This window comes from Clostridium oceanicum (genome assembly GCF_039521385.1).
GTDB lineage: Bacteria > Bacillota > Clostridia > Clostridiales > Clostridiaceae > Clostridium_F > Clostridium_F oceanicum.
Genome location: NZ_BAAACG010000008.1, coordinates 17085 through 38984 on the forward strand (window position 1 = coordinate 17085; position 21900 = coordinate 38984).

The 21900-nt window shown below is 24.8% G+C and carries 19 protein-coding genes; 10 read left to right on the plus strand and 9 right to left on the minus strand.

The features are described from left to right. The first annotated feature begins 108 nt into the window (after window positions 1-108). The 5 genes from ABDZ71_RS06370 (at window position 109) to ABDZ71_RS06390 (ending at window position 5433) form a co-directional block, all read left to right on the plus strand. Entirely contained in the window at window positions 109-780 is a 672-nt protein-coding gene (locus ABDZ71_RS06370) for an ABC transporter ATP-binding protein (RefSeq protein WP_343759999.1), read from the plus strand. Window positions 781-800: 20 nt separating this feature from the next. Then, on the plus strand, window positions 801-1613 hold the full coding sequence (locus tag ABDZ71_RS06375; protein ID WP_343760001.1) for a COG1361 family protein: 813 nt from the start codon (window positions 801-803) through the stop codon (window positions 1611-1613). Between the two features lie 2 nt (window positions 1614-1615). Next, entirely contained in the window at window positions 1616-3325 is a 1710-nt protein-coding gene (locus ABDZ71_RS06380) for an FtsX-like permease family protein (RefSeq protein ID WP_343760003.1), read from the plus strand. A gap of 127 nt (window positions 3326-3452) precedes the next feature. Further along, on the plus strand, window positions 3453-4121 hold the full coding sequence (locus ABDZ71_RS06385; protein ID WP_343760005.1) for a Yip1 family protein: 669 nt from the start codon (window positions 3453-3455) through the stop codon (window positions 4119-4121). A 367-nt stretch (window positions 4122-4488) separates the two neighbouring features. After that, entirely contained in the window at window positions 4489-5433 is a 945-nt protein-coding gene (locus tag ABDZ71_RS06390) for a dipeptidase (protein ID WP_343760007.1), read from the plus strand. 146 nt (window positions 5434-5579) lie between these two features. On the opposite strand, the gene ABDZ71_RS06395 is transcribed toward ABDZ71_RS06390, so the two are convergent. From ABDZ71_RS06395 to ABDZ71_RS06405, 3 genes are all read right to left on the minus strand, one after another. After that, entirely contained in the window at window positions 5580-6161 is a 582-nt protein-coding gene (locus tag ABDZ71_RS06395; RefSeq protein WP_343760009.1) for a 5' nucleotidase, NT5C type, read from the minus strand. 719 nt (window positions 6162-6880) lie between these two features. Next, a complete protein-coding gene (locus ABDZ71_RS06400; RefSeq protein WP_343760011.1) occupies window positions 6881-7834 on the minus strand; it encodes a glycoside hydrolase family 73 protein in 954 nt (317 codons plus the stop codon). 191 nt (window positions 7835-8025) lie between these two features. Further along, entirely contained in the window at window positions 8026-8241 is a 216-nt protein-coding gene (locus ABDZ71_RS06405) for a hypothetical protein (protein ID WP_343760013.1), read from the minus strand. A 447-nt stretch (window positions 8242-8688) separates the two neighbouring features. On the opposite strand from ABDZ71_RS06405, the gene ABDZ71_RS06410 reads away from it, so the two are divergent. Both ABDZ71_RS06410 and ABDZ71_RS06415 read left to right on the plus strand, forming a co-directional pair. Then, a complete protein-coding gene (locus ABDZ71_RS06410) occupies window positions 8689-9726 on the plus strand; it encodes an alpha/beta hydrolase (RefSeq protein WP_343760015.1) in 1038 nt (345 codons plus the stop codon). 82 nt (window positions 9727-9808) lie between these two features. Further along, window positions 9809-10645 (plus strand): methyl-accepting chemotaxis protein, encoded by an 837-nt coding sequence (locus tag ABDZ71_RS06415; protein ID WP_343760017.1) that lies wholly within the window; start codon window positions 9809-9811, stop codon window positions 10643-10645. 76 nt (window positions 10646-10721) lie between these two features. Here ABDZ71_RS06415 and ABDZ71_RS06420 read toward each other — a convergent pair whose 3' ends face one another. The 5 genes from ABDZ71_RS06420 to ABDZ71_RS06440 all read right to left on the minus strand — a co-directional run bounded on the left by ABDZ71_RS06420 (window position 10722) and on the right by ABDZ71_RS06440 (window position 17739). Next, window positions 10722-12167 (minus strand): aminoacyl-histidine dipeptidase, encoded by a 1446-nt coding sequence (locus tag ABDZ71_RS06420; protein ID WP_343760019.1) that lies wholly within the window; start codon window positions 12165-12167, stop codon window positions 10722-10724. Between the two features lie 467 nt (window positions 12168-12634). After that, window positions 12635-15055, minus strand: coding sequence for an ABC transporter permease (locus ABDZ71_RS06425; RefSeq protein ID WP_343760021.1), 2421 nt, complete (start codon window positions 15053-15055; stop codon window positions 12635-12637). After that, window positions 15048-15728 (minus strand): ABC transporter ATP-binding protein, encoded by a 681-nt coding sequence (locus ABDZ71_RS06430; protein WP_343760023.1) that lies wholly within the window; start codon window positions 15726-15728, stop codon window positions 15048-15050. The genes ABDZ71_RS06425 and ABDZ71_RS06430 overlap by 8 nt, the downstream gene beginning before the upstream one ends. Before the next feature lie 71 nt (window positions 15729-15799). Further along, complete coding sequence (locus tag ABDZ71_RS06435; RefSeq protein ID WP_343760025.1) at window positions 15800-16978, minus strand: sensor histidine kinase; 1179 nt, start codon at window positions 16976-16978, stop codon at window positions 15800-15802. Window positions 16979-17049: 71 nt separating this feature from the next. Next, window positions 17050-17739 (minus strand): response regulator transcription factor, encoded by a 690-nt coding sequence (locus ABDZ71_RS06440; RefSeq protein ID WP_343760027.1) that lies wholly within the window; start codon window positions 17737-17739, stop codon window positions 17050-17052. A gap of 276 nt (window positions 17740-18015) precedes the next feature. Here ABDZ71_RS06440 and ABDZ71_RS06445 point away from each other — a divergent pair, with 276 nt between their 5' ends. Both ABDZ71_RS06445 and ABDZ71_RS06450 read left to right on the plus strand, forming a co-directional pair. Beyond that, complete coding sequence (locus ABDZ71_RS06445) at window positions 18016-18465, plus strand: nucleoside 2-deoxyribosyltransferase (RefSeq protein ID WP_343760029.1); 450 nt, start codon at window positions 18016-18018, stop codon at window positions 18463-18465. A 145-nt stretch (window positions 18466-18610) separates the two neighbouring features. Then, entirely contained in the window at window positions 18611-19444 is an 834-nt protein-coding gene (locus ABDZ71_RS06450; RefSeq protein WP_343760031.1) for a sulfurtransferase, read from the plus strand. Between the two features lie 105 nt (window positions 19445-19549). Here ABDZ71_RS06450 and ABDZ71_RS06455 read toward each other — a convergent pair whose 3' ends face one another. Further along, a complete protein-coding gene (locus ABDZ71_RS06455; RefSeq protein ID WP_343760033.1) occupies window positions 19550-20134 on the minus strand; it encodes a flavodoxin family protein in 585 nt (194 codons plus the stop codon). Between the two features lie 445 nt (window positions 20135-20579). Here ABDZ71_RS06455 and ABDZ71_RS06460 point away from each other — a divergent pair, with 445 nt between their 5' ends. Beyond that, window positions 20580-21752: an iron-containing alcohol dehydrogenase gene (locus ABDZ71_RS06460; protein ID WP_343760034.1), complete on the plus strand. Its 1173-nt coding sequence runs from the start codon at window positions 20580-20582 to the stop codon at window positions 21750-21752. Window positions 21753-21900 lie beyond the last annotated feature (148 nt).

Genomic DNA, 21900 nt, shown 5'->3' on the forward strand with positions numbered 1-21900 from the left:
ATTTATTGACAAAATTTCTCATGGTTTTTATAATCAAATGTATATTCTTGAACTTTTTTACATAATTTTAACAATAACATATTAAAAAGGAGGTGTATTTAACAAAATATGAGCATTATTGAAGCAAAAAATATAAAAAAAGATTTTCTCATAGGTAAAAATAAAGTTAATATATTAAAAGATGTTTCTGCCGAAATACAAAAAGGGGAATTTGTTACAATAATCGGAGAATCCGGTTCTGGTAAATCAACTTTTCTAAATATACTAGCAGGATTTATGCCTCCAACAGAAGGTAGTCTTATAATAAACAATACTGATATAAGTAAATTTAATGAAAACCAATTAGCTTTATTTAGAAGAGATAACTTAGGTTTTGTATTTCAATCATATAACCTTATACCTCAACTTACTGCTTTAGGTAATATAGAAATGCCTCTTATCTTCTCAGGAATACCTAAAAAAGAAAGAAGAGAAAGAGCTCTTGAAATGCTAAAAAAAGTTGGTCTTGAAAATAGACGTGATCATAAACCCTCTGAGTTATCTGGTGGACAACAACAAAGGATATCAATAGCTAGAGCCCTGGTTAATAATCCTAAAATCGTTCTAGCTGATGAACCTACTGGAAATTTAGATAGTAAAAACAGTGAAGAAATTTTAGCAATTTTAAAAGAACTTAACGAAAAGTTTTCTCAAACTTTTGTTATAGTTACACACTCACCTAACGTATCCACATATGCAGATAAAGTAATAAAAATTGCTGATGGACAAGTAGTAAAATAATATATCTTAGGAGGATAAAAATGAAAAAATTTGTATCATTCTCAGCACTTATAATTATGTTATTAGTTACTTTTGCTTTTTCAAACTCTAAAGTCAAAGCTTCTACTCTAACTTTATCAAAAGTATCTACATCACCTGAAGTTATAGAACCTGGAAACAAATTTAAAATCAATTTTTCTTTAAAAAACAACAGAGAAAGCGATATAGAAGATGTCACTATAAAATTAATAGGATTAGAAGGCAAAAAAACTTTAGGAGGTTTTTCTCCTGTAAATTCTTCTAATGAGATTTACATAGGACATATGGATTCAGAATCTACTTCTGATGCCTCTTTAAATATGATATCTAACCCTGCTTTAAAAACAGGAACTTATAATCTTCAATTAGAACTAGAATACAAAAGAAATGATAAATATGAAAAGGAATATAGAGTAGTTGGTTTAGTTTTAAACAATAAAGCAACACTTCTTATAACATCTTTAAATACTAGTGCTAAAAATGTATCTGTAAACATGGTAAATAACAGTAATGCTTCTTTAAAAGATGTTATGGTAACACTTAATGCAAACAATAAAACTTACACTAAATATTTAGGAAGCATGGATCCAGAAGATGAAAATGAATATAAAAAAGATTTATCACTTTCAGGTAATGTTAAAGGATCTGTCACTATAAGCTATAAAGATGAACTAAATAAAGAAAATAATATAACTAAAGATTTTTCTATAAAAGCTCCACCTAAAGATAAAGCTCCAACAGCTAAAAAATCTAGTTCAGGATTCTTAGGAAAAGTAGGCTCTTTCTTTAAAGCTTTATTTGGAATGGGTGATTAAAAATGAAATTTTCTGATATTATAGAAATAATTTGGAGAAATTTATGGGAAAGAAAAGGTAGAACCATCTTAACTATGATAGGAGTTATAATAGGAAGCATTGCTATATATGTTATTGTATCCATTGGTAACGGATTTCAAGATTTTACGTCTGGAAAACTTAATTCTTTTGGAGATGCCAATACTATAACTATCTCACCTTATATAGATAATCCATTAGACAGTGGAAGTAAAAATATAAAAAACAAGAAAAAAATATTAACAGAAAAAAATGTAAATGAACTAGAAAAACTAGATTTTACTAAATATATTGTACCTAATATATCTACTAGTATTTCTGCAAGTTATAAGAAAAATAAACTAGATTCTTTACAACTATCTGGAATGAAAATGAAAAATTATTCAAAGGATCATGAATTAAGTCTTGGTAGATATCCAAATGATTCTAACAAAAATCAAGTAGTAATAGGTCAAAAATTAGCCGCATCTTTGTTAAATATAAAAGATACTTCTAATTTAAAACCTGAAGAATTAGAAGCTATTTTATCAAAAAAAATTGAACTTAAAATACCTGAAGCAAATTTACCTTCTGAGAAAACTGGACAATCTTCTAATTCAAAAGATACTAATATTTCAGAAGACAATTTAATGAAAGATTCCCAAACTAATTCAACTGAAAATAGCAATGAAGAGGCATCTTTAAGCTCAAATGAATTTATAAATAATGATTCAGATACTAATAAGCTAGAAGATACAGAAACTAAAACAGAACCTGATGAATCCAATTCGTCTAACTTAAAAGAAAGCAATAACCAAGATAATTTAAAATCAGGAAATCAATTAAATAAGAATGACAATGTAGATAATTCTACTTCTAAAGAAGCTAGTAAAGAACTTTCTAGTAATGATAATACAAATACTTCTGATTCGTCTAAAAATACTGAAACTGTAGTAAATTCTTCTGATTTGAAAAATTCTACGGAAGATATACCTATTGAGAATTCTTTAAGTTCTAATAACATTAAAGGTAAAACTTATAAAGTAAAAGTAGTTGGAATATTAAAAGAAGGTATGATGAATGATTTTTCTATGCAATCTTCATTAGGATTAGTAGAAAACATACTTAAATCTAAAAATCCCGAAAAGGACTTTTTAAAAGAAAAGGGATACCAAAGTATAGATTTAGTTTTAAAAGATACTCAATCTATGGAAAAGGCAGAAAAACATTTAAAATCCAATGGTTATCTTTATTCAACTCTAAAAGATGCCCAAGAACAAATAGGATCAATATTAACAGGAATTAAATTAATATTAGGATCCTTTGGTGGAATATCATTATTAGTAGCTGCTTTTGGTATTGCAAATACCATGAACATGTCTATACTTGAAAGAAAAAAAGAAATAGGAATAATGAAAGTTGTTGGTGCCTCTGTATGGGATGTGAAAAAAATATTTATAGGTGAAGCTACTGCTATTGGTTTTATGGGGGGATTAATTGGAATAATTATAGGTTTTCTTATATGCCTCTTAATAAATATACCTTTAAGTGCTAAACTTTCTACTTCTACAGAAAAAGTTACTATTATATCTTTTAGTATAGGCCTTGTAGGCTTTGTATTATTATTTTCTTCATTTATAGGATTTTTATCTGGTTTATATCCTGCCTCTAGAGCAGCTAAACTTAACGTTATAGATTCTATAAAGGACCAGTAATAAATTAAAGTAACACTAATCTGTAATAAAATTTAATATAGTAAATATATTTATAAAATACCATTATGATTTAATTTAAATATAAAACTAAAAAATATTTCAATCCAAATATAAGGAGGATTATAAAATGAGTGAAAATACCGTTGAACAAAAATTAACTTTAAAAGATAGAATTAAATACTTCTTTATTAACCCTAAAATACTTTTTGAAAGATTTATAGATAAACCAAAATATGGAATAAATTTATTAATTTTAATTTTAAGTTCTGTACTATATAGTGTAATCTCATCTAAATTTTCAAAAGATTTAATGAAAAATTTAATGGAAAGTCAAACAAAAGGATTAACACCACAACAAGCAGAAGCTACAAAAAAAATTGCTGAATTTACTACTAGCCCTATTTTTGGAAGTATTTCTGCTATCTTAGGAATAATTATAGGGGTATTTTTTACATCACTAATATTATTTCTAATTTTAAAAGTATCAAAAATTTCTTTAAAATATAAACAAATAGTTTCTATATATACTTTAGCTTCTATTACAACTGTAATATATAATGTAATACAATCAATATATGTGCTTATATCACAAAAACCTATAGGAACAATTAAAACTGTAACATCTGTAATTTCTTCTTCTATAAATGTATTTTCAATTTGGAAATATGTTTTAATAGGAATAGGTATTTATGCAGTTTCAAAAACATCTAAAAAGAAAGCTGCTATAATAACTATAATATGCTTTATACTATTCTCAGCAATATTAATTGCTTCAGGGTTAAGTGCCGTTAAATAAAAAATATATTTAACCATATAAAAAATTATTTTTTACTAACTAAATTAAAAAAACACATAGATTAATTACAAAATTTATAATAAATTTTGTAAAATCTATGTGTTTTTTATTATATGATCTAACCAAATTATTAATTATAAAAAACTATATTAAATTATATATTCTTTATATATTAATTGTTAAAGATAGATATTAAAATTTCCAAGTTATTAAACTAGTTAAATTATCTAAATTTAATCATATATCATATATTAAATTAAAAAGTTTATTAATCTAAAACGTATTCATGTTTTATTTTGTGTTAAACTTTTAAATAAGATAAAAAACTAATAGATAATTAAATATTATACCTTAGGGAGGAATAATAATGTCAGTAATTGATTTGCATTGTGATACTATTTACAAACTTTTTAACTACCCTAACCTTTCAGAAGATGATTTATACAAAAATAATTTAAGCATAGATATTAAAAGATTAAAACAGGCTGATTATTTATGTCAATGTTTTGCTTTATTTTTGGATTTAAAAGAAACTGCAACTCCTTTTAAAACTTGCTCAGATATGCTTAAATTATATAAAAAATCTTTAGAGAAGAACTCTCAATATATATCATCTGCTTTAAATTATCATGATATATTAAAAAATAAAAAAGAAAATAAAATTTCTTCTATACTTACTATAGAAGAAGGAGGAGCCTTAGAAGGTAAGTTATCAAACTTAGATTACTTTTATAAAAATGGCGTAAGACTAATAACTTTAACCTGGAATTATCCCAATGAAATTGGATTTCCTAACTATGATTTTAAATATAAAGATAAAGGCTTAACCTCTTTCGGATTTGAAGTCCTAGAAAAAATGAATGAATTAAATATGATAATAGATGTTTCTCATTTATCAGATCAAGGATTTTTAGACGTATATGAGAACTCAAAACAACCTTTTGTAGCTACTCATTCAAATTCTAGATTTATAACAAATCATCCTAGAAATTTAACTGATGATATGATAAAAAAACTCTCTACTTCAGGTGGTATCATGGGAATAAACTTTGAAAAAAGCTTTCTAGGTAAAAGCTCTAAAGGAAGATTAGAAGAAATGCTAAGTCATATAAAGCACATAAAAAATGTTGGAGGAATAGATGTAATATCTATTGGTTCAGATTTTGACGGTATAGAAACTCCTAGTGAGATAAATAACTGTAGTGAAATGTATAAATTAGCTGATATTTTAAAAATTAATAATTTTACAGAAAATGATATAGAAAAAATACTTTATAAAAATGCTTTAAGAGTTATAAAAAATACTTTGTAATTTTTAATAGGTACCTTCTTTTTATATAAAAAAACATAAGCTATCACATTAAATTTCAAATTTATGTTGATAGCTTATGTTTTTTATTTAATATATACTTTTTACTCTTAAATATATAAATAATTTATACTATGCTTTATATAAAATCATATAACCTTTTGATTAAATTTCATTTCCTCTATAAAGTCATATATTTGGTTCCAATTATAAACTCTTTTTATAAATTCATTTTCTTTTATCTCTCTATTATAGTAGGTATCCATAAGTAATACTTTAAAGGAAGCTTCAGAAAGCTCTATGGCATTATTAGGATTATCTTCTATAAAAATATCACAATTTAATTCTCTAGCTTTGTCCACTTTATGATGACTTCCTAAAACATATAATCCATCAAAGTTTACTTTATTTAATGTTAAATAAGCTTCTGTAAATAATTCTAAAGATTTTTCTCTAGCTGTAACAAAAAATATGTTATTATATTTGCTAATCCTATTCACTATTGCTTTTCCATCTTTTCTTACTTTTTCTTCTGTATGAATCTTTAATTTGTATTTGTTATAAAAATCAAAATATTCTTCTCTGCTTACTCCCATAACTTTGTATATACTATATTGAGTTATTTCATAAGGTTTTATATTCTTATTAAAATATTCATTGCATATATCAAGCCAATAATATGGTTCCGTAAGAGTAGCATCAATATCTATGCAAATATTTAATCTCTTCATTTAAAATCCCCCTGAAAAATTATTTATAATATACAATAGTTACATAATAACATATATTTTTATAAATTATATGAAAACACAAAGTATTTCAACATGTTTTTTACATATTCTTAATACTATATTTTAAAATATTAAAAATTCATTACAACTTTATTTATAATGAATATACTTCTAGTATATGATATATATATGCTAGTTAAATTATAATTGTACAAATAAAAACTATATTTTTATTATCTTATTTCAATTTTCACATCATATTATCAATAATAAATTATAAATGTAAAAAATTTAAAAATAAACACTTTTTTATGAACAATAAATAAAAAAGTAAATACTATAATAATATAAACAGAAAAAACAGAATAAAATAACTTATAAATATTGTTAAAAAACATTAAAGAGCTGAACTACACTAATAAAAGCACTTTAATATAAAAGTTAACTCACATAAAAAACTGAAAACTTCAGGACACTATAAAAGTGTATATTAATAAAAAAACAAAATAATATACAATAATATTTTAATTAAAAAAACATTTAAAAAAACAAAACCAATAAAACTTAATAATTACATTAATAAATAAACCTATGAAACCAATAAAAAACGCCACTCTTACAATAATAAAAATAGTATTGTCTATATGTAGACAATACTATTTTTATTATTGTAAGACAGATTTAAATAAATAACTAATATGTAAAACTAAAATTAATATTTAAATATTACTTTGCTCTATCTCGTTATCAATAAGCTGCAGGTTATACTCTCTTATAATTTGCCCTACTAGCTCTGCATATATATTTTCACCAAATTCATTTTTCTTTGTACTATACCCTGCTTCTTCCAAAGCTTGAAGTTGACCCTTATACTGGGTAGCTTTAAATAAACCATGAGCTCTATACCTTTGATTTACCGTTAGAAAATTTGCATAATCTTCTAATGAGTCTAAAGATGAATCATATGCTCTAAATTCTGCATTTATTTTATCTTTATAATTTTCAGAAGTTTTCATATTTACAGTTTTACCTTTCCATGCAGGAACGGCCTTTATTCCAAAAATGTTATTACTTTTCTTATAAAGCTGAGAATTTCCCCAGTTAGATTCTAATATTGCTTGTCCTATAATAACTGAAGGCAAAATCCCTTTTTTCTCATATATCTTCTTAGCTTCTACTTTAAGACTATCTATAAACTTTTCTTTTTCTTTTGATATGGTAACAGGTATAGAATCTTTTAATTTTTCTTTATAATCCTGTATACTATCCATTGTATCTTCATCTAAATATAATTTATTTATAACATCTTTTATATTTATAACCTTATACCCATTCATATCTGATATAATAAATTTTTCACCTAAATCTTTGGCATCTTTTATGTTAACTTTAGAAAAGTTTTCATCCTTTTGTGCAATATCTATAGCCGCAATATCTTTCCAACTAACTTGTAGTTTTCCTTCACTAATATCATCTGCTGCTTTTATGTATATGTTCATAGTTTTTTCTGGCAATATAAATTTCTTATTCTTGTTATAAATAAATTTGGCTAAAAAATTTACAGCTATAACTAAAATTATAAAGACAAAAATTTTTCTGAAAAATTTCGGCTTATTTTTTTTAACTTTAATTTTTTTTAGATTTATGTTACCAGTATTTCTCCTTGTCTCCATTAAAATCTCCTTTTAAGTTACATTGTTTATTACAATTCAATATTATATCAAAGGTTTATGTATTTTTTGTTAATTTTATCTTTATTATTTCTTACATATTAATATTAAAAAAATGATAAAGCATTGTTAAATCCCAATGCTTTATCATTATATCTAATTTTATATTGTATTTTATAAAGTAAATTAAGCTTTTAATAACTTCTTTGATCACCTTTTAATAAATTTTCTATCTCAGTTCCTAACTCATGTCCTTTAATATATGATGCCATTTTATTTGATTCTATAGAATTTTTATGGATATCATCTCCTGAAAGACTATCTATTATTCCAAGTTTAGCTGATGGCAAATCTCCTACTTGTATGTCTTTTACATCTTCTAATTTGAATCTTTTATTTTTGTTATGCATTTATTATCCTCCTTTTATATTTAAATTCAACTTAGTTTGTTTTAATTTAGAAAAAAAACATTCAAACTAACTATTAATAAAAAGCTTATTTAAAACAAACTTTTTTAGTTTATAAATAGGTTACTCTATTATTAGATTAACCTATTTAACATAAAATTATTGAAATAATTTAATTAAATAATATTATATTTAAAGTACAATAATTGTCTTTCATATATGATTACCTTGTAAAATCAGATTTTTATTATTAAAGTCCCTATATTTTTCACATATCCATAAAAGCTTAATATAATATATAGAATAATATAAAAACTACTTTTTTATATTTATAATTAATTTTTATTTTAATTTTAAAATTTAAAAATTTTTATTTTTAAAACTAACTTAGGATATTTAAAAAATAAAATATAACCTAAGGATTATAATAATTTAATTAAGGAGATATGTATGAAAATAGACTTTACATATAACAAAGAAAAAATAGATTATATCGAAGGATATATATTAAAAGGTGCTTTCTATAGATGTAATTATACAAGATTTAAAACCTTGTACGATAAACCTTACAAAGGTACAGAAAATGTACAACTTTATAACTTTGAACCAAAAGGTAATATAGAAGCTTCAATTTTCATAGTCCCTGGTCTTGGTAGTCGCAATATAAAGTTTTTATTATGGATGGGAACTCATTTAGCTTCTGCTGGTATTCACTCTACTATAATTGTTCTTCCTGGTAACTATACTAGGGTAGAAGATAGCTCTGTAAGTGGGAAAAGTTTTATTAAGCCTGATATTAAAACAATGTATAGATTTTGGGAACATGCAGTAGTAGATATTTTATCCTCTATAGACTTATTAGAACAAAAAGGTGTTTGGAAAGAAAATAATTGTTTAATGGGCTACTGTTTAGGTGGAATGCTATCTTTTATTGTCTCTGCTTTAGATAAAAGATTTAATCAAACTATATTTATGACTACTGGAGGATACTTTCCTAAAATCATTCATAAATCTAAAGTTACTAAATTTGCTAGAAGACTTTTTAAAAATGGATTTAGAGATAATTCTTTCTACATTCATGATAAAAAAAGATTATATTCAACTTATGAAACCCAATTTCCTAAAATAAAAGAAGCTTCATTACTAGAAATATTAAACAGTGAAAAATTTCATCCTTTGTTTAGAATTGACCCTATATCTTATGCACATCTTTTAGATAAATCAAAAATCACTTTTATAGATGCTCTCTTTGATGAAACTATACCTTTATACAGTAAAGCAGTTCTTTTCAATGAAATGTCTGGTTCTAAAAGATATATAATACCAATGACACATGTAAGTTGGCTACCTTTTGAAAGATTTTTATCTGAATATATACTTTTAAAATTAAATATGAATAATAGACATTATAGAAAATTAGTACTTAAAAAACAAAATCTAAACTTCCCATTTATAGATTATTTATCTAAATGGAAAAATAATAACTAAAATTACACATATTATTGCAGGAAAAAAAGTATTTTATGTTGAATTGTAAAATTAATACATGGATATTATAAGGAGGACATACATGAGTGAAAAAACTTTTAATAATAAACTACTAGATTCTTTTAACCAAGTCACCCCCTATTTACCTTGTTTTTTTTCTGAAGATGTAGCATTTTCTATATCTGATACTGAAAAATATATTCAACTTATTGGACTTGAAAAATTTAATCTAAATACAAAAATAGGAGATTTTATACACAATGATGGAGGAGATAGAAAAGCTTTAGATACAGGTACTGTAGTGATTAAAACCATTCCTAAAGAAGTATTTGGAAATGAAATTCAAAATATATCTGTACCACTTAAAGATGAAAAAGGAAATATAATAGGTTGTATTGCAGCAGTAAAAAATGTTGAAAGAAAACGTGCTATATCAAAACTATCAAAGGACTTATCTGTTGCATTATCAAAAATAACAAAATCAACTAATGAAGTAGCTGCAACTATACAAAATGTAGCAGATGCTAACAATAAAATTGTTATTTCCGCTGAAAAAACTAATACAGAAGCTCAAAATACAGACGAAATATTAGAATTTGTAAAAAATGTAGCTAAAAAAACTAATCTATTAGGATTAAATGCAGCAATTGAAGCTGCAAGAGCTGGAGAATATGGAAAAGGTTTTAATGTAGTAGCTACTGAAATAAGAAAACTTTCAAACTCAAGTTCTGAATCTATAAGAAAAATAGAAGATGTAATAAAAAATATGCAACAGTCTGTATCTAGCATAACAGATAATATTGAAAATATTAACTCTAGCTTCCAATCTGAAGCTGCTGAACTTCAAGAAATTAATGCAATTATTGAAGATCTTTCAAATTCATCTAAAATGCTAGAAGATTTAGCTAAAAAATATTAGAATAATACATACACTAAAAATCAAAGCTACTAACTTATAATGATATAAGCTAGTAGCTTTAATTAATTTACAATACTTATTTAATATTTTTTAATACTTCTTTTAATAAACTCCAGTATTTTTCAACAGATGATATTTTTAAATGCTCATTAGCTGTATGCACATCTATTATATCTGGTCCTATACTAATCATATCTGTATCTTTCATAGTTTCCTTAAAAAGTCCACATTCAAGTCCTGCATGTATAGCAGTTATAACTGGCTCTTGATCGAATAGTTTTTTATATGACTTTACAGTTAGATCCCTTAACTTAGATTCTTTTTCATATTGCCATTCTGGATATTCTGATTTTTTCTCAACAGTAGCTCCTATAGAATTTGCCAAAGACTCTATTCTGTCATAAATTTCAAATTTCTTACTATGAACTGAGCTTCTTATAGAAATTATAAACTTAACTTTATTTTCTTCCATATTAACTACTGCAAGATTTAAACTACTCTCTACAAGACCTTTTATATTTTGACTCATTGACTGTACTCCATAAGGAACTACATTTAAGAATGTAATTACTGACTGAGTATCTTTTTTGCTTAATTGTGTATTAACTTTATTTGAAGATTCAACTTTTATTTCTATAGAAGGATCTTGTACACTATATTCTCCCTTTAAATCTTTTTCAACTTCTTTACATATTTCTTTTACTTTTTCTATTTGATTTTTGTCTAAAGCTATCAAAACTTTACAATCTCTAGCTATAGCATTATGTTTTGTACCGCCTTCTATATGTGCAATATTAAAATCTACATCCTTATTTAAAGTATATAATAATCTTCCCATAATCTTATTTGCATTTGCTCTTTCTTTGCTGATTTCCATCCCAGAATGTCCACCATTTAAACCTAAAACTTCTATTTCTAATACTTCTTTTTCACATTTTTCTAAATTAGCTTCTAAAGTTGTTATACTTGTAGCACCACCTGCACAGCTTACTATAAATATTCCCTCTTCTTCACCATCTATATTTATTAATGTTTTACCTTTTAGATTTTTAGTATCTAATCCAAAAGCTCCGCCCATTCCATCTTCTTCATTTGTTGTAGCAACGAATTCTATAGGTGGATGATCTATATCTTTTGAATCTAATATAGCTAGTCCATATGCTATAGCAATTCCATCATCTCCACCTAAAGTTGTTCCTGTAGCATATATATAATCTCCATCTATTCTTAATTTTAATGGATCTTTTTCAAAATCATGATCTACATCTTTTAATTTTTCACAAACCATATCCATATGACCTTGTATTATGACAGGTTGTACACTTTCATACCCCTTTGTACCTGGTTTTCTAATTATTACATTTAAAAATTCATCTTGAGACACTTCTAAGTTTCTTTCTTTTGCAAAATTAACTAAAAAGTCGCTTATCTCTTTTTCGTTTCCTGATCCATGAGGTATTTTAGTTAATTCCTCAAAAAAATGAAATACTAATTTTGGTTCTAATTCTTTTAATACTGACATTTCATTCCCTCCCAAGTTGTTATAAACAAACAATATAACATAATAATATTATTTATATAAATTAAATTATATACGTAATAAATTAATATTCAATATATTTTAACTATTAAATAAACTTTAATTTATTTATATCATTTTCATTAATATTTAAACAATTTAAAATTCCTAATATCTTTGTTTAAACAATAAATGTAATCCCCCAATTAATAAAAATGCATTTTTCCTCTTAATAATATATTTTTAATCCTATATAATCTATATGTAATGTTATAGCTATTTATCCTAAATTATAATTTTATTTATTATTAATCCTATACATAAAAAACATATATGTAGAAAATATTTTAAGATAAATTTAGATATATTACTCTACTATATAATACATTCTAAATTTTTCCTCTATATCCTTCATACATATATGTTTTTTTACTTTATTTTTCAAAATATTAGATTTATTTATCAAAATTTTATTCACTGTATCTTATTTTGTCTACTATAGAATCTTTTTTAAGCATTCCCTCTCCTACATAAGTTATTATTAGTTGAATAATTATAAAAGCTATAGAAACTATTATCATTGCTCCAAAGGGTATTTGATAATATTTATTATATCCAAATTCTGAGCTAAAGAAATAAGAAAGAATTGTACCTAAAATAGAAGATATTATTATACTTATAACTGAATAGTAAATTCCTTCTATTTTTAAAAGTTTTCTTAATTGCACCTTTGTAAGTCCTAAGGCTTCCATCATTGCAAACTCTTTTTTTCTAGACATTACGTTAGTAACCATAGTATTTATAGAATTTAGTGTTCCAATTAATCCTATAATTAATATTAAGCTTACCCCCATAAATTCCATACCTTTAATCTCTAAACTTTGTTTCTTTTTATATTCCTTTTTGTTAAACAATTTTAAAGATTTATTTTTAGTTGTTATATTTTTTAATTTGTTATTTAGATTATTATAATTATTTTCATCAACATCTATATAAGCTTTTTTAACTCTATTATCTGCTATATTTTGAAATTTTGATTCGTCAGATATAAATTCTATACCTCCAGAAGATGCAAAACCAATACTTCTAGTATTATGACTAACTATTGCACCTATAGTAAATTCTCTTTCAACTTCTTTATATTTATCGTTACCTTTTGGAATGAAAAAACTTAATTTAACCTTATCTCCTATGCTATAAGGACACTCCTCTTTACTTCCATGCCTATATATCATAATGATTTCATTTTTATTTTTTAATCTTTCTTTTAATATTTCACCTTTTAAAACATAAGGTTTTAAATCATCTAACATTGAATCATCAAATCCAAAGAATTGTGAACTTACAGACATAGCCTGCTCATGTTTACTGTTATTTTTTCTTTTTTTCCTATTTTTAAAAACTACAGAATTGTATTTTAAAGTATCAATATTTCTAACTCCCTCTAATGATTCTATATGATTTAATAAATTTTTATTTAAGTGGTCTTTATAACTATCAGCAGCTCCAGGACTTAGACTTCCTAAAGATAGCTCAAAATCAGAACTTATATAACTATCTGGTCTATTCTTGATACCTGTAAATACTGAAAAAAACATTATAAATAATACCCCTGTTAAAGCCATAGACATTATAGTAGTTATAGTTCTTTTTTTACTTCTCCATAAATTAAAGTAAGCAATTCTTCTCAAATTCATATTATCTTTAGATTTTCTTTGTTTCTTTTTTGTGTTTACTTGTACTGTATTATACTTTATAGCTTCAATTGGTGATATTTTTGATGCTATACGACTAGGTTTTCTAAGAGATATTATAACTGTTAATAAACTTACTAAAACTGATATTAAAATAGTATAATATGAACTCTCTACTTTCAAATTACCTTCTACAGGTGCTAAAGGGACAATCCCATAGCTTAATAAATATCCTAAAATTATTCCTAAAGGTATACCTATCAAAGATAGAAATAACCCTTCTTTAAATATAAGTTTTCTTATTTGCTTTTTTGTTGCTCCTAGAGAAGCTAACATTCCAAATTGTTTTATTCTTCCCTTTATAGATATATAAAATATATTATATATTACAAGTACTGTAGCTAAAATCACTACAAATCCACCAATAATTGCTGGTATTAATGCTTTTATATCTAATCCTAAGGCTTTTATATACATCGTATTAATGTTTACATCATTGTCGTTAAGCCCTATATTATGAGCAATACTATATGCATTTTCTTTAATATTACTTCCTTTTACTTTTGCTGTGGCAAATCTTTTAGCCTTTTCATTTTTTAAATACTTTTGTGCATAACTTTTAGAAACTACAGCAACTGACATATATTGTTCATTTCTAAAGTATTCACCTTCATCTAATATTCCTGATAATATAAAACTTTTTTTCTGTTCTTTTAGCACGCCATCTTCTTTATGGGAATAAACTAGATTTATTTTTTCTCCCACTATAGGTTTTCCCCCTATTTCTTTAACCATCCATTTTGGCATTGCTATTTCATTATCTTTTTTAGGGAAATTTCCTTTCTTTAACTGAAGATATTTAGATCCTTTTCCAGCTTCTTTATCTACATAGAAAAAATCAATAATATATGGTGAATAGTTGTAACTTACACCTAAGTCTATATACTCATTAACATCTGAGAGTTTTTTATTATTCTTAAGTATTTTAAGTTGTTTATCTGTAATATTTTTATATTTTACATGAGCATCTCCTGTTTGAGTTACAATTGTATCTATTTCCATTTTTCTTATACTGTTAGTTAAAATACTTATAGTAGTTATTAAACAAGTAGACAAAACTATAGCAATTATTATAAGAATATTTTTATTTCTATTGATTTTTAAATTCTTTCTTGAAAGATTTGACAAGCTATTCATTACTCATGCCCCCCATTATCTTTCCATCTTCTATTCTTACTATTTTATCTGCCATTTGAGCTATCTTATCATTGTGAGTTATCATAACTAAAGTTTGATTATATTTTTCAACAGATAATTTTATTAAATTCATAACCTCTTGCCCAGTTTTAGAATCTAAATTTCCTGTTGGCTCATCAGCAAGTACTATAGATGGCCTTGTGGCCAAAGCTCTAGCAATTGCTACTCTTTGCATTTGTCCTCCTGAAAGTGAACTTGTTAAAAAATCTTTTTTGCTATATATATTTAAAGTATTCATTAATTCTTTTATATAATCTACATTAACTTTCTTGTTATCTAAGCCAATAGGTAAAACTATATTTTCCCAAACATTCAAAGCTGGTATTAAATTATAAGATTGAAATATAAATCCTATCTTTCTTCTTCTAAATATAGCAAGTTCATCATCTTTCATAGAATATATATCTTTTCCTTCTATAAAAACTTTCCCTGAAGTTGGTCTATCTAACCCTCCTAATATATGAAGTAATGTACTTTTACCGGATCCTGAAGTTCCAACTATTGATACAAATTTACCTTCTTCTATATCTAAATCAACGCCATCTAAAGCCTTTACCAAATTTTCTTTAGAACCATAATATTTTTTTAAAAAGTTTGCTTTTAATATTTTCATGTTGATATCTCCTTCCCTGTTCCTTTAATTTAATGATATCAATCTAAGCTTTCATAGCGCTTTCAAGTTTTCTAACAATTTTGTAAGAAAAGATTAAATGTTGTACCTAGTCCTTCTTTAGAAGTTACAGTTATACATCCCCCTTGTTTTTCTAATATTTTTCTTGTAAGATAAAGTCCTACTCCTGAGCCTTCCGATTCTCTTATAAATTTTGAATCTCCTCTTTCAAACCTTTTAAAAATCCTTTGAATATCTTCTTCACATATTCCTACACCGTTATCTTTTATATCTATCTCTATATAAAATTCTAATTTTTTAAGTACTATATTTATCTCTCCATCTTCCTTTGTATATTTTATAGCATTATCTAACACATTAAATATAGCTTCTTTAGTCCATTTTAAATCATAATTAATAAAGCAATTATTCTTTCCTTCAAAAGATATATCAATATTTTTCTTAAAAGCTTTCAAATATAGCTCATTTACTACTTCATATATAGTTTCATTAATATTTCCCTTTTCTTTTTTTAAACTTATCATTCCAATTTCAAGTCTAGATAGTTTAACTAATGAATCTGTAAGCCATTCAAGTTTTTCTATAGATTTTTCACTTCTATTTAAAAATTCTATTCTATCCTTATCTTCAATATCTTCTTCCATTAAAAATGAATTAAACATCTTAATAGAAGAAAGTGGAGTTTTTAACTGATGGGAAATATCTGTTACCAATGCTTTTACACTTTCTTTTTCTTTTTGTAATTTTTTTAAACTGGCATTGAGTCTCTTAGACATTTGTTCAAATTGAGTAGATATTCTTGAAAGAACTCCTTCTCTACAAACACATGAGATAACTGAAAAATCTCCATCCATTATCTTATCTATATTATAAGAAAAATTTTCTAATTTAGAGGTGAAAAAATTCATAATATAAAGCATTAAAATAAAATTTATTATTATAGCTAAAACTATGGCTATAAAAGATGATGTTATAAATTTATAGAAATTCTCTTTAAAAATATCGTCTTCTAACATCTTAGTATTCATATCATAACCATATTTTTTTAGTATTTTATCTCCTTTATTTTGCCAAACTTTTTTATCTTTGTTTATAGTTAATTTTACAATATCAATTTCTTTTTCTGGAAATCTGTTTACAAGCTTTCCAACTATATTTTGATTTAAAGCTATTTGTTCTTTATGAATTTGATTTAAAAAATAATATTCTGTAAAAAAGAAAACTGTTCCCATTATAATTAAGCTCCCTAATAAAATAAGGAGCATTTTCTTATATAATGGTTCTTTTTTAAAATAATTAGTCATCATTTAACACACCTTTCTGCCCAAATATATCCTATTCCTCTTACAGACTTTATATATTTAGGTTTAGATGGATTTTCTTCTATTTTAGCTCTTAGTCTTCGTACATTAACTGCAAGAGTATTAGGATCCACAAAATCTCCATCTATATCCCATATCTCATTTAAGAGCTGTTTTTTCTTTAATATCTGGCCAGAGTTAGTTATAAAATAAATTAATAATTTCAGCTCTGTTTTACTTAATGTAAGCTCTTCACCTTTTTTATAAACTCTCATATCATTAGGGTAGTACACTATATCATTAGATATTATTTTATCTATAGATACTTCTTTTTTATTTCTTCTAAGAAAAGCATTTATTTTAGACATTAATACCATAAAACTAAATGGCTTTGTAATATAATCATCAGCTCCCATATCAAGCCCAGTAACTATATCTACTTCTGCATCACAAGCTGTTAAAAATATAATAAGTACATCACTTTCTCTTCTTACTTCCCTACAAAAGTCAAAACCAGATCCATCTGGAAGTGTAGCATCTAATATAATAAGATCTATTTTTTCATTGTGAAAGGCTTGTCTAGATTCTTTTAAGTTCTTACAAGAAAACACTTTAAATCCTTCCTTAGTTAATTTAAATGTTATCCCTCTATTTATAGATTCCTCATCTTCAACTAATAAAATTTTTTTCATATTCATCACCTATTTTATACTTTATATGAAATATCATATTATTACAAGTATTACCAATAAAATTATACCTGACACCCTTAATAACTATTAATATCTGTTTATTCTTTATTGTTTTAATTTTATAAACAACTGTATTTTATAATAATCTAACTAATTTATATGATAATTAGTTAATTATATTGAAAACATTATCATAATTATATATATTTAGATTAATAGATTATTTAAATAAAATAGAATTTCATTTAAAGTAAAATATAAAGGATGGTGAATAAAATGAAATTATATTTTGCAGGACCCTTATTTTGTAATGCGGAAAAATATTTCAACATCAAACTAACTAATGAAATTGAAAAGATAGGATATACTGTATTTTTGCCTCAAAGAGATGGAATTACTTTAGATAAAGAAAATACAGGAAAAAATTCTAATAAAAAATCTAAGTCCATTTTCGAATTAGACAAAAAAGAAATGTTTGACTCTGATATATTTTTATTTGTGTTAGATGGAAGAATACCTGATGAAGGAGCCTGTGTAGCTTTAGGTATGTGTCATACCTATAAAAATATAATTAATAAAAATATGATATTAGTAGGTCTACAAACTGATAAAAGAGGAGCATATTTATCCTCTAAATTAAACCCTATGATAGAATCAACTATAGATTATATATTTGAAAACACCTCTTCTTTGCTAACATTTCTAGAAAAGAAAATCATGGTATAAACAACATAATTTTAACATTTATAAATTATATACTATAATTAAAGCATAGAAAATAAATATAATATATTTTACAATAATTAAAAAATATTATATTAACATCATAATATATAATTTAAGATATTTAATTTAAATAGGGGGAATTACTGTGAAAAATGTAGTAAGCTGTGATTGGCTTAAAAATCATATGAAAGATGAAAACTTATTTATAATTGATTGTAGATTTGATTTATTTGATGCTTCTTTTGGAAAAAAAGCTTATGAAAAAGAACATATAGATGGAGCATATTATCTAGATATAAACAAAGATTTTGCTGATAAAGCTAAAGCTCATGGTGGAGCAAGACCTCTTCCTAGCGTAAATACCATAACAAACAAACTTAAAGATATTGGAATAAATACAGATTCTACAGTAATATTTTATGATAACAATTTTTCTAGTTCTTGTCGTGCTTTTTATGAACTTAAGTACTTAGATTTTGAAAAAGTATATGTTTTAAATGGTGGATTTACAGAATGGAAAAATTTAAAATTTCCAACTTCAAAAGAAATACCTTTAAAAAAATCTAATGGAAACTTTAATGCCAATATAAATAGTGATATATTTTGTGATATGAATTATGTAAAAAAGGCTATAGATAATAAAGATATATTACTTATAGATTCCAGAGGAGAAGAAAGATATCTTGGAAATTACGAACCTTTATATTCTAAAAAGGGTCATATTCCATCTTCACTTAATTTACCTTGTGGAAAAAATATAAGTGAAAAAGGTACTATTAAAGATATTAGTAGCTTAAAAGATAACTTTTCTTTTACTAAAAACGCTAAAGAAATAATTGTATATTGTGGTTCTGGAATAGATGGTGCTGTTAATTTCTTTGTTTTAAAAGAACTTTCACGCAATGTAAAACTTTATGTTGGAAGTATGAGTGATTGGGTAAGCTATGATGAAAATCCAGTTAATTCTGGAAGAGAGTAATACTAAAAATATAAAAAGAATCCGGTTCATATATTGTATAAACATATATTTTCATACAATATATGTTAACTGGTTCTTTATTTTTATTATGATATAAAAGACAATCTAATTCATATCATTTTTTATTAATAAATCTACAAAATTAGAAATTAAGTTTTTAAAATGCTCTTCTATTCTTATTTTAGAATTTTCCCCACTACAATGTATTAGTCCATAAGAAGAAGTGCCATTATTTTCTATTATATTAGTTGGAATTGGAATAGAGACCATTCCTAAATGGTTCCCAAAAGTATTTATAGACTTAAGACAACTTTCACCTCCCCCTTCTTTTTGTCCACATGTAGTAAATGAAATCAGCTTCTTTCCATATAAAACTGAATCACTCCAAAGTGGAGAAAAAGAATCCATAAATAATTTCATTTGTCCTGATACGTTTCCAAAATAAGTTGGTGAACCTAAAAATATATAATCACTTTGAATAATTTTTTCTAAAGATGCTTTTGGTAAATCCATAATTTCATCAAAATACTCTTTAGCCGTTGGAATATATTTAGCAATATCTTTAGCTTGTTTGTCTTCTATTCTATATAACTTTGTTTCTATCCCTCTTTTTAAAAAATTTTTGTGTATTTCTTTTGCTATAAGATAAGTATTACCACACACACTATGAAATACAATAGAAACTTTCACTTAACCCTCTCCCTTCCATAACTTTTATATAATAAACTACTATCACTAATTAAAAAGAAATCATTATAATACTATATTTATATAAAACTAACTTCAATATTATTAAAATCACATTAAATTTATATATAACTTCTATAATATTACTATTCTTTCCCTATATATTAAACATATTCAAAGCATTTGTATAAAATTTAACTAATTTATAATTACACTTTAAAACACATGTTACAATAATTGTAATTTATTGTATTATATTATAGGTTTATTTAGATAAAACTTCAAAATAAATTAATATAATTTATAATATAAATTCTATATATGAACATTCTCTGAACAATTTGTTTATTTTTTAACAATAACCATTAAAATCTATTGAAGGTGGTATATGGTTATGATATTATGAAAAAAGTGTAAAATATTTAATTTAATACAAGGAGGAATATCTATGTCAAGATTTACTATACCTAGAGATTTATACTTTGGTAAAGGTGCAATTAATGAATTAAAAAATGCACTAGAAGGATACAAAAAAGCTATAGTTGTAAGCGGTGGTTCTTCTATGAAAAAATATGGTTTTCTAGAAAAATTACAAAAGGTATTAGAAGATGCAGGACTTGAAGTTAAATTATTTGAAGGTGTTGAACCAGATCCATCTATTGAAACCGTTATGAAAGGTGCAAAAGCTATGAGAGATTTTGAGCCTGATGTTATAGTTTCAATTGGTGGCGGTTCCCCTATAGATGCAGCTAAAGCTATGTGGGTATTTTATGAAAATCCTGAAAAAACATTTGAAGATATAAAAACTCCTTTTACTATGCCAAAACTTAGAAATAAAGCTATATTTGTAGCAATACCATCAACTAGTGGAACAGCTACTGAAGTTACTGCTTTTTCTGTAATTACTGATTACAGTAACAAAGTTAAATATCCTCTTGCTGATTTTGAAATAACACCAGATATAGCTGTTTTAGATTCAGAAATTCCAAATACAATGCCAAAATTTTTAGTTGCAGATACTGGTATGGATGCTTTAACTCATGCTATTGAAGCATATGTAGCATCAAATCGTTCTCCTTTTTCTGATCCATTAGCTATAAAAGCTATAAACATGATTTGTGAAAATCTAATTGATTCCTATAACGGAGACGAAGAAGCTAGAGGTAACATGCACATTGCTCAATGTTTAGCTGGTATGGCCTTCTCAAATGCTCTTCTTGGAGTAGTTCATAGTTTAGCTCATAAAATCGGTGCTCAATATAAAATATCCCATGGTAGATGTAATGCAATACTTTTACCTTATGTTATAAAATATAATTCAAAAGTATGTATGAAAGATTTTGCATACATAGCTAAAAGCCTTGGATTACCTGGAAATAGTGACAAAGCTTTAGTTGATTCTTTAATATCTAAAGTAGACGAATTCAATATAAAACTAGGTATTGGAAAAGCAATTAAAGATCATGGTGTTTCTGAAGAACAGTTTAAAGAAAGCTTAGATTTTATTGCAAAAAATGCAGTAGAAGATCCTTGTACTGGTTCTAACCCTAGAAAAACTGATATAGCAAATATGAAAAAAATATTAGAATTCGCTTATTACGGTAAAGATATAAATTTCTAAATTTGATTTAAATAATTTATATATAATCTCAAATACGGAAGTAACCCTTAAATAGTATATCTATATAAATTCTTCTTATATTAGGTCCAATACTTTTTAAGTTATAAAATCACTAGAATTTTATACTTCCATACATAATTAAAGAAGC